The organism is Schlesneria sp., from assembly GCF_036405755.1.
Classification (GTDB): domain Bacteria; phylum Planctomycetota; class Planctomycetia; order Planctomycetales; family Planctomycetaceae; genus Schlesneria; species Schlesneria sphaerica.
Map to the genome: position 1 here is coordinate 1 of NZ_DASWWZ010000283.1, position 9,337 is coordinate 9,337.

Below are 9,337 nucleotides of genomic sequence, written 5' to 3' on the forward strand. Positions count from 1 at the left end.
CTAAAGTTTCTCGACCTCTCCGCGTGAATCAGACCTGCTGACGGGCGTGAATCAGACCTGCTGACGGGGTAGATTCTTCCTCTCTCCAGCCCGTCCCCAGACCTGAATTCAGGATACCTTGCGATGCCCATCGTGATCGGAGTGGATCTCGGTACGACCAAAATCACCAGTATCGCCGTCGACACCCAAACTGGAGTTCTGGTTGCCATCGGATCGGCCGCGAATGACGGTCGCGTCACGGCTACCGCAGACGCTGCACGAGGCCACTCCGAATGGGACGCAAAGCAAATCATCGCAGCCAGTTGCCGCTGCCTGGCGCAGGTTGCTGAACAACTGGGGAACCACGTCGGGGAGGTGATCGGGATCGGCGTCACCGGGCAGCAGCACGGAATGCTGCTGGTTGATTCTCACCTCAACCCGGTCTCTCCTTTGATTAACTGGCAGGACCGTCGAGCCCTCGAAATGTGTCCCGAAGGTGACAAGACCTGGCTGCAATCGGCCCGCGAGGCGATTGGAAACGAGGCCTGGAAACGGACGGGATGCTGGCTGCAACCGGGATTCATGGCAGTCACGCTGTACGAACTGGCGAAGCGTCGAATCGTGCCCGAAGGGGCACGTGCGCTGTTCATCATGGACTACTTTACAGCAGTGCTGACAGGTGCCGACCCCGTCACTGAACCTTCGTGCGCAGGAAGTAGCGGCGTCTTCCATGCCCCGACGAGAAATTGGGACGACCAGGCGATCAAAGCTCTGGGCCTGTCACGCGACTGGTTCCCACCGATCCTGGAAGCCGATCAGCAGGCGGGGACGCTCACCGACGAATATGCGAATAAGACCGGACTTCCCGCCGGAATCCCGATCTTTGCTCCGATTGGTGATCACCAGGCAAGTTTTCTGGGAAGCGTGGCCGATCCCACGAATACGGTCCTCGTGAATGTCGGGACAGGCGCCCAGGTGGCGATGTTCACAGAGGGACTCGATTTTGTTCCCCCCATCGAGCTGCGTCCGTTTCCTGTCAAGGGAAACCTGTTGTCAAACGTCGGTCTGGCAGGGGGCTGGTCCTATCAGGTATTGGAACAGTTCTTCGGTGACGTCGGCAAGCAGCTCTTTCATGTGCCGTCGACCGAAAAGCTTTACAACGTGATGAACGAGCTGGCTGCGGCGATTCCGTCGGGTGCGGACGGTCTGCGGTGTGAACCTCGCTTTTCGGGGACGCGACTTGACCCCACTGTCCGTGGTTCGATCACCGGACTGTCGCCGCAAAATTTCACGGCCGGACATCTGTGTCGCGCGATCCTGGAGGGGATGGGCCGATCCCTCTACGAAGGGTTTCTGGCGATTCAACAGATCAACCGGGCCAAGCCCACGCTTCTCGTGGCCGCGGGAAACGGCCTGCGTGAGAATCCCCTGCTGGCTGAAATTGTTTCCCGCGCTTTCGGCCTGCCGATGCTTTTCACGCGGCATCGCGAAGAAGCTGCGTTCGGTGCCGCGTTAGTGGCCTGCGTTGGAACAGGTCAGTTCGACAGCCTGGAAGCGGCGGCCAATCGATTGATCGTGACATCCCCTGATCCGAAATTTTCCGTCTGCTAGTTGCGCGGGCAGCACCCCTTCCTGACGGATTGCTGACCAGGCTGACTAATAGGCTGACTAAGAAGTCCGGTACGGATGGGGGTGGGGGACATCGACGATGACGGAGTTGTCCGCTTTTGTGCTGCTGATGGTGCCGACGCAAGGGTAAGTCCCTGACGCTGAGTCGTGGTGAAGTTTGAGTCGAGGTGAAGTTCGTCTCGACGGGCGTTCGCCTCGAATGTCATGACGGGTGGATCCGGAAACCGCCCGTACCGCGATTTGGCAAACATCGCTGCGTCCTCCCGGTGACGTGATCTTCCTGTTAGGATGCCGTTTTCCCCTTCCCGTGTTGAAAGATGAGCTATGCGAATTGCGGCGATTCAGACGGATATCAAGCTGGGCGACAAGGCTGGCAATCTGGACCGAATGATCTCTTACGTGCGCGAGACCAGAAAGAATGGCGCCACATTCACCATCTTTCCCGAATGCGCACTGACAGGTTACTGCTTCGACAGTATTGAAGAAGCTCGCCCTTATGCTGAATCGATTCCCGGACCGTCCGTCGAAAAAATGGCGGCCGTGTGTAAGGAACTGGGGGTCTATACTGTATTTGGTATGTTGGAATCCGACGGTAGCAAAGTCTTCAACGCTCTGGCGCTCGTCGGACCCGAAGGGCTGGTCGCCTCGTACCGTAAGATCCACCTCCCTCGTCTGGGGGTTGATCGATTTACCGATTACGGTGACCGCCCCTTTGCTGTCCACGAAATCGCGGGGGTCAAGGTGGGTATGAATATCTGCTACGATGGAGGATTCCCGGAATCGTCTCGCATTATGACCCTGCTGGGGGCGGATCTGATCGTCCTGCCAACCAACTGGCCACCCGGCGCGGAAGGGGCAGGGGATTTCACCGTGAACGCACGAGCGATGGAAAATACTGTCTACTACGCGGCCGCCGATCGAGTCGGTGTGGAGCGGGGAGTGAAGTTCGTCGGCAAAAGCAAGATCTGCGATCCGCTGGGGAAGACGATCGCCTTCGCGGATCACACGGAAGAAGAAATCCTGTACGCCGATATCGACGTCACCCGGTCCCGTACCAAACATCTCGTCCGAACAGCGGGGATCAACGAAGTGGATCGGATTGCGGACCGACGGCCCGAGGTTTACGCTCCGCTGGTAGCGCCCCATTCTCTGAAACGGCCCGGCCGCGACTGATGACCGGAATATCGCACCGCTGGCTCACGCGGCCGAATTCCACGCCGGTGAGTTTGAAAGTGAGAGAGACAGGTGGGACGGTCACATCGCGGTCATGGACACCCCAAACCAGATTCTGAGATGACATCAGTGGACCCCGTTCGGAAGTGGAGCAGACTGGTTCGCTGAACCACGCTCTGGATCCCGTTCGCCTGACTAGACGTTTGCCTGACTAAACTTAAAGGATTGAAACATGTGCTGTCGATTGACTCGTCCGAACCGGGTAGTTCCGATTGTGATGGCAGCCTGTTTGTCGCTGGCATCCTCGTCGTTTGCAGATGACTGGCCACAGTGGATGGGGCCCGAGCGCGACGCCGTCTGGCGTGAAAAGGGGATCATTAAGACCTTTCCTGCTGATGGTCCCAAAGTTCGTTGGCGCACGAAGGTGGGCGGGGGTTACGCGGGACCTGCCGTGGCGAACGGACGGGTTTATGTGACCGACAAGCAACTTCCCACTGGCGAGAGTGACCCAAGCAACCCCTTCAGCCGGGAACGTCAAACAGCCTCTGAACGCGTCCTGTGTCTGGATGACAAAGACGGCTCGATCATCTGGAAGCACGAATACGATTGTCCCTACACGGTCAGTTATCCCGCTGGTCCCCGCACGACCCCGGTCATCAAGGACGGGTTTGTCTACACGCTCGGCTCAGAAGGACATCTCTTCTGTCTGACCGCCGACTCCGGCGAGGTCGTGTGGTCTCGTTCGTTCCAGAAGGATTACGGCCGTGATCAGACCCCTGTCTGGGGATATTCCTCAAATCCTCTGCTCGATGGCGACCGGCTGATCTGTCTGGTTGGAGGCGAGGGGACTGCCGTTGTCGCGTTTGATAAATCGACCGGCCGGGAGGTCTGGCGAGCCCTGGATTCCACTGGCGAACATGCATCGGGGTACAGTTCACCGATCATCGTTGAAGCGGGTGGGAAGCGGCAGCTCATTGTCTGGCATCCTTCCTCCATCAACGGCCTCGATCCGGAAACGGGCAAGGTCTACTGGTCGGTTCCCTTTACCTCACAAACGGGACTCTCCGTGGCCACGCCGCGAGTCGATGGTAATTTGCTGTTTATCACCGCTTTCTACAACGGCTCAATGCTGCTCAAGCTGGACGAGAAAACTCCGACCGCGACCGAAGTCTGGCGACGCCACGGCAAGAATGAGCGTCAGACCGATGCGCTGCACAGCATTATCAGCACTCCGATGATCGATCAGGGACATATTTTCGGGGTCTGCAGCTATGGCGAACTACGCTGTCTCGATTTGAAGAATGGCGACCGTCTATGGGCGACGTTCGAAGCGACCAGCGGAAGGTCTGCACGCTGGGGGAATGCCTTCCTGGTGAAGCACGAAGATCGGTACTTCCTCTTTAACGAGCAGGGGGATCTGATCATGGCGCACCTGACACCCAAGGGGTATCACGAACTGGGGCGAGCTCACCTGCTCGAACCGACGGGCCCTGCCGAACGACGCGACGTTGTCTGGACGCATCCGGCGTTCGCGAATCGAAATGTCTATGTCAGGAATGACCGGGAAATCGTGTCAGCCTCGCTGGCGGAATCGGAATGACCGCCATGGCGGCGGCCATCCCGGTTCGTCTCCGGGCAGACCAAGGACAGTTCATTTTGACTTGACGCAGCGGAAGCCGATGGCATCGTCTTTCGCTGTTTTTGATAATCCGCGCCGGGCAGAACTGGTCAGGAGCGGGTAGGCGTCCTTCCATGAGCCCCCCCGGATGACGATTTTGCTGGATTCATCCTCGGAGGTGACAGCCGAACCGTCCGCCGGAGCCTGCTCATAGTTGGGGGACCAGGCATCGGCCGTGAATTCCCACAGGTAGCCATGTATGTCATAGAGTCCCCAGGGGTTTGGCTTGAGGACTCCGACCTGCGGATCGTTGCCCGCGGCGTTGCCGGTATGCCAGGCAAATTCATTCAGGATGGATGTCGCTGGGGGAAAATCTGCTTTCGTTCGTGGCTCGTCCCCAAAGCTGTAGCGAGTCTCGGTCCCCGCGCGGCAGCAGTATTCCCACTCGGCTTCCGTCGGCAGGCGAATGGTTTCATCCTGTTCGATCAGTTTGTCCGCTCGCAGAGCCGCTGTCACCTTGCGACAGAATTCATTGGCTTCGTTCCAGGACATACGTTCTGCCGAATTTCGCGGCCCAGGCCAGCGACTGGGGTTGTACCCCATGACGGCGTGAAACAGGTTCTGCGGGACTTCGTATTTCGCGATCGCGAATGGTTTTGACAGTTTGACTTCGTGGACAGGCTTCTCATTCGGTTCCCCTTGGTCGCTGCCCATCTGAAAGGACGCAGGGAAAGAGGCTGTTCCGGGGGTAATCGCCACGAATTCGTCCACGAACGTCTGCAAAAGGTCGGTCGTCTTTTCTTCTTCCGCCTGGAGTCGGGCCGTGGAGGTCCATCCTGGCAGAAAGACCGTAGCGGTGCTGATCAGTGAGAGAAAACGACGACGTCTCATGTTCGTACTTTCTGCAGGGGTGAGAAAACATCAGAGGGCATGTCGAAAATCCAGATCGCCGAATCGGAGATGGCCTGTCAGCGGCATCTCAGACGGGCTACGTTCAAAGAAAACATATTCCGTTTGAGTCAGGCCGCAAAGTCGACCGGGTCGTGGAGGCGGTATCTGTTTTCATCGGCAGCGGGACAGTCGCATCAATCAACGTAATTGCACGCGTCCATCCGTGCGAACCGCGACATTGACAAAAGAGGTGCCCCCCTTCACGATCGTAGTCTTCTGGCAAGTGGTGTTTGAGAATCTCAAAGGAAATTTGACGTGATTGCAGATCGATCGCCCTACTCGAAGTTCAACCTCATTACCGACATGATTGCCGCGGCTGAGGTGATTCGAACGTTCGATCCTTCGGAGGTCAAGGCGACCGCCGAAGAGATTGGCAAGGTAGGGAAGCTGTTGATTTCGGGTGAAGGCTCGAGCCGGATGTTCCCCGCGAAGAGTGCCATTGCACACGCACGACGAAAGGGATGGCCCTTCACCATCGCAACAGAAGCAGGACGACAATCACAAGAGTACGCTCTGAGTGACTGGGCCGTACTGGGGATTTCGAACTCGGGTCGTACGGCCGAAGTCATTCGACTTTTCAACGCCTTCAACGCGGCGGGCCATACCCATCGTTACAGCCTGGCTGCTTTTGCTGAGTCGCCACTGGAAGCGCTGGCTGCTCGCGGTCATGTGCTGAAATGCGGAAAAGAAGGGGCTGTTGCCGCCACGAAAAGCGTTGTGGAACAGGCCTTGTTCTGCCGCGCGCTGGTCGAGGCGCTGGGTGGGGACACGTCACTCAAAGGGCGGCTGCCCAAGCTGGCTGATCAGTTTCTCGAGACGCTGGCTTTGCCAATCGACGCCGAAATTTCGCAGAAGATTGCTCAGGCAAACTCCATCTACTTCTCTGGTCGCAATGACGGTGTTGCCGAAGAGTTGACGCTCAAGACGAACGAAATCACCCGTAAACGGGGGGATTATCTTGAGGGAACTTACGCGGTCCACGGGATCGAAGAAGCGATGCAGGCCGACGATGTCGTGATCTGGATCGATCCCTATGAAGAATCCGAACAGAAGTTCCATGACGTGCTGGTCAAGGGTGTGGGACTGACCGTGATCGCGATTTCCTCGCGACCGACGCTGTTCCCCACGATCCAGATTCCCGACGCTGGGGATCTGAATGTCTTCCTGCAACTGGCCGCTGGCTGGAATCTGCTGGTCGAAGCGGGGCTACGGCTCGATATCAACATCGACAAGCCCGTTCGAGCCCGAAAAGTCGGGAACGAGTTCGTCTGATGCTCGTCTGCGATTGATCGGATCCCAAACGAAAAGTGCACTGAAGGTGACTCCTCCAGTGCACTTTTTGTTTCGCGAGTTGATCAGCCGGAGGGGGCGCCGCCTACTGCGGAACAACTCTGCTTGTAATTCATCGGGCAATCGCACGTTGGTGTGACAGGTGAAACGAACGCGGGAGCCGGCAGCGGACTCGCCCCCGCCGGACGTTCCGTTTCAGCCAGCGGCACGCATTTCCAGTTCGACCGCGCTGACGGCGACGATGGCGATTCCCAGTTTGTCGGCCAGTTCGATCACTTCCGGCTCGTCCAGAATGATCGTCTTGTCACTTTCGATCGCCAGCACACGGCCACCCGATTCGTGCATGGTCTTGATCGTCTGCAGTCCCACGGTCGGAACGTCGAACCGCATGTCCTGTTTCGGTTTCGCGGCCTTGACGACCGTGAATCCACCTCGGCGGCAGAGTTCGGCCGAACGTCGGATCGCGCGGTCGGTTCCTTCAATTGCTTCCACTGCAATGACGGCCATGTCGTGGACGATAACCGACTGACCGATATCCAACCGACCCATTTCTTTGGCCAGTTCAAAGCCGAAGCGGATGTCTCTCCATTGAGACTCCGTCGGTTTGCGTTTTGTCAGGAAACCATGTTTCACGAGAAGCTCCGGACAGTAATCGAGTGCGGAATCGAAGTAAATCTGATCGCGTTCGAATTCGCGAATCACCGCCAGCAACAGCGTATCATCTTTCCGGTCGCGTTTGGCGTACACCAGCCACATGTGGATCGTACGCCAGTCGGGCATGAGCCGCAGGATGCGGAAAGGTTGAAACAGAACGGTCTTTTCAATTTTTCCCGCCATGACCACACGATCGATGCGGGCCTTCTTGAACAGATTGATGGCTCGCCCAATCCTTGCCAGGGGCGCCTCGACGTAAGAATGGCAAATCGAGCGTAGCTCGGGAGCCGCCATCCCCATCACGCCGACACCATACACATGATGCCCCTGGTCCCGTGCTGCTTCGGCAAATGAAATTGGGAAACGTCCCGCCCCGGCTAACAGGCCGACGCGTCGCGCTCCCACTTTCAGTGATCTGTCGGTGGCTCCATCCATGGAGTCCAAGCCCTTCTAAATTCAGTTCCGTTTCCGGGGACGACTCGTCCTTGAGTTTCCCGGTCCTCAACGGAGATTACTGACCCTTCGCTGTCGTAAAGTCCACAAGCACCGTTCGGCCATCCTCAGCAGGATCGACCACGCGGTGTTTTCCGTCCTCCAGAACTCAATCTGGCTCCAGCACGCGTGAGTTTATCCCGCCGCGCGATGGGTGACCGGATCTGTTGCAGGAGGATTCCCCTTCAGTTTCTGTAGCTCTGCTGCCAACGCAGCGACCTGCTTTTCGAGGTCGCGGAGCTGGTCTTTCATGTCCGGCAGCCGCCGCATGGCGACGACGAGCCGCTTCTGTTCCATTTCGTGCGTCGCTGGTATACCGAGCCAGGTCTCGCCCGCGGGAACGTCTTTCAGAACACCCGCTTTGGCTCCCACTGTCGCCCCTGTGTTCATCTTGGCATGGTCACGCACACCGACCTGACCACCCAGCCGGACATAGTCGCCCGACTGACATGAGCCGGCCAGGCCGACTTGGGATGCGAAGACATTGTGACGTCCGACTTCGCAGTTGTGCCCAATCATCACCAGGTTATCGAGTTTTGTTCCTTCACCGATGATGGTCGGCCCGATGGCCCCCCGGTCGACCGTCGTGCACGCCCCGATTTCAACGTCATCCTGAATCTGGACTGAACCGAGTTGCGGGATTTTCTCGAACCGGCCAGCGGCAAAGCGATAGCCAAAACCATCCGCTCCAATCACCGCTCCACTATGGATGATCACCCGGTTCCCGATCGTGACGTCGTGGTAAATAACGACATTCGGATGCAGAACGACTTGGTCTCCAATCCGGCTGCCCGCTCCGATGACCACGCCCGGTAGCAGGTCGCAGTCGGCTCCAATCACCACATCTTCACCGATCCAGACTCCGGCCGCGACATGACAGTTCGGACCGATGCTGGCGGTTTCGTGAATGTGAGCGTGGGGCGAGATCCCTCGCTCGGGACGGCTGCGAATCTTGCGGAACAGGGGCAGTATCTTCAGGAAGGCGACCTGGGCGTCGGCAACGATGATGCGAGCGAAGCTGACGGAGTCGTCGATCATTGCCGCGACTTTGGCCGGCATCAGTACCGCGCCCGCCTGACAATCCTTCAGGCGTGAAACATTCTTCATGTCCGCCACAAAAGTGACTGCGGAAGGATTGGCCGACTCGATCGCCGCGGCGTCATCGATCAGACGCGCGGCATCGCCGCAGATTGTTCCATCCACCAATGCGGCCAATGATTCCACCGATTCAGTCACGCGGCGTCCTTTCCACGGAAGGCTTCTACGAACACAATCCCTCATGTTCCACACTCATTTTGTAAAAAAGTTTGCCAAATCAGGCAAGAGTGATCATGCAACTGTCATTCTTTCAAAGCCCGTTCGCCGATTCTGCAACCGGTGGACGACTGGCGATTTCGATCGAAATAGGGTATTTCTACCGCCGAAAAGCCCATTCAGTGACCAGAGAAATGGCATCCTGCGCTGTTCCGGCAGTTGGGCGTGTTTGGTTGTATTTTGAATAAGTCCCTTATTTCAGCAGTCTGCGTAAGCTGAATCGGGGAGGAGTCGTAA

General features: G+C 57.7%; 7 protein-coding genes. 4 read left to right on the forward strand and 3 right to left on the reverse strand.

The features are described 5' to 3' along the window. Positions 1 to 123: 123 nt before the first annotated feature. The 3 genes from VGE80_RS09945 to VGE80_RS09955 all read left to right on the forward strand — a co-directional run bounded on the left by VGE80_RS09945 (position 124) and on the right by VGE80_RS09955 (position 4,381). Entirely contained in the window at positions 124 to 1,590 is a 1,467-nt protein-coding gene (locus VGE80_RS09945; protein WP_440592557.1) for a sedoheptulokinase, read from the forward strand. Between the two features lie 342 nt (positions 1,591 to 1,932). Further along, on the forward strand, positions 1,933 to 2,781 hold the full coding sequence (locus tag VGE80_RS09950) for a carbon-nitrogen hydrolase family protein (RefSeq protein ID WP_397571505.1): 849 nt from the start codon (positions 1,933 to 1,935) through the stop codon (positions 2,779 to 2,781). Between the two features lie 232 nt (positions 2,782 to 3,013). Further along, positions 3,014 to 4,381, forward strand: coding sequence for a PQQ-binding-like beta-propeller repeat protein (locus VGE80_RS09955; RefSeq protein ID WP_397571504.1), 1,368 nt, complete (start codon positions 3,014 to 3,016; stop codon positions 4,379 to 4,381). Between the two features lie 51 nt (positions 4,382 to 4,432). On the opposite strand, the gene VGE80_RS09960 is transcribed toward VGE80_RS09955, so the two are convergent. Continuing rightward, entirely contained in the window at positions 4,433 to 5,290 is an 858-nt protein-coding gene (locus VGE80_RS09960) for a formylglycine-generating enzyme family protein (protein WP_397571503.1), read from the reverse strand. A gap of 315 nt (positions 5,291 to 5,605) precedes the next feature. On the opposite strand from VGE80_RS09960, the gene VGE80_RS09965 reads away from it, so the two are divergent. Further along, positions 5,606 to 6,622, forward strand: coding sequence for an SIS domain-containing protein (locus tag VGE80_RS09965; RefSeq protein ID WP_373650305.1), 1,017 nt, complete (start codon positions 5,606 to 5,608; stop codon positions 6,620 to 6,622). Between the two features lie 213 nt (positions 6,623 to 6,835). On the opposite strand, the gene VGE80_RS09970 is transcribed toward VGE80_RS09965, so the two are convergent. Both VGE80_RS09970 and lpxD read right to left on the reverse strand, forming a co-directional pair. Next, positions 6,836 to 7,729, reverse strand: coding sequence for an LpxI family protein (locus VGE80_RS09970; protein WP_373650306.1), 894 nt, complete (start codon positions 7,727 to 7,729; stop codon positions 6,836 to 6,838). A 192-nt stretch (positions 7,730 to 7,921) separates the two neighbouring features. Then, positions 7,922 to 9,022, reverse strand: a complete 1,101-nt coding sequence (lpxD, locus tag VGE80_RS09975; RefSeq protein WP_397571502.1) for a UDP-3-O-(3-hydroxymyristoyl)glucosamine N-acyltransferase — start codon at positions 9,020 to 9,022, stop codon at positions 7,922 to 7,924. Positions 9,023 to 9,337: the final 315 nt, after the last annotated feature.

Coding starts and splice junctions, on each gene's coding strand:
- VGE80_RS09945 (WP_440592557.1), top strand. CDS start 124: ATGCCCATCGTGATCGGAGTGGATCTCGGTACGACCAAAATCACCAGT.
- VGE80_RS09950 (WP_397571505.1), top strand. CDS start 1,933: ATGCGAATTGCGGCGATTCAGACGGATATCAAGCTGGGCGACAAGGCT.
- VGE80_RS09955 (WP_397571504.1), top strand. CDS start 3,014: ATGTGCTGTCGATTGACTCGTCCGAACCGGGTAGTTCCGATTGTGATG.
- VGE80_RS09960 (WP_397571503.1), bottom strand. CDS start 5,290: ATGAGACGTCGTCGTTTTCTCTCACTGATCAGCACCGCTACGGTCTTT.
- VGE80_RS09970 (WP_373650306.1), bottom strand. CDS start 7,729: ATGGATGGAGCCACCGACAGATCACTGAAAGTGGGAGCGCGACGCGTC.